The organism is Stenotrophomonas sp. GbtcB23 (genome assembly GCF_019091045.1).
Lineage (GTDB): Bacteria > Pseudomonadota > Gammaproteobacteria > Xanthomonadales > Xanthomonadaceae > Stenotrophomonas > Stenotrophomonas rhizophila_A.
Genome location: NZ_JAGXKC010000447.1, coordinates 1 through 266, shown reverse-complemented (window position 1 = coordinate 266; position 266 = coordinate 1). Strand labels below are relative to the sequence as shown.

1 protein-coding gene is annotated in these 266 nt (G+C 65.8%); it reads left to right on the top strand.

Features of this window, described 5'->3' with window-relative positions; all coding sequences use genetic code 11:
• A partial coding sequence (locus KVS69_RS19735; RefSeq protein ID WP_254622309.1) for a MobA/MobL family protein occupies positions 1 to 266 on the top strand: 266 nt, incomplete at both ends.

Below are 266 nucleotides of genomic sequence, written 5' to 3'. Positions count from 1 at the left end.
GCACCCGCCTACCACGCAGGCCTTGTGCTCGCCGACCATCTCACCGGCAGGCGCCACGACTACCGTCACCGAGGCGGAGTAGTGGAGTCCATCTGCTTGGCTCCCGAGGGGGCGCCTGCCTGGGCATTCATTCCCAGTGAGCTCTGGCCGGCTGCCGAGCTCGCTGAGAATCGCAAGAACAGCACCGTGGCCCGCGAGTTCGAAGTGGCCTTGCCTCACGAACTCGACGACGCGCAACGGTCAGACCTCACCGTAGCCATCTCGGA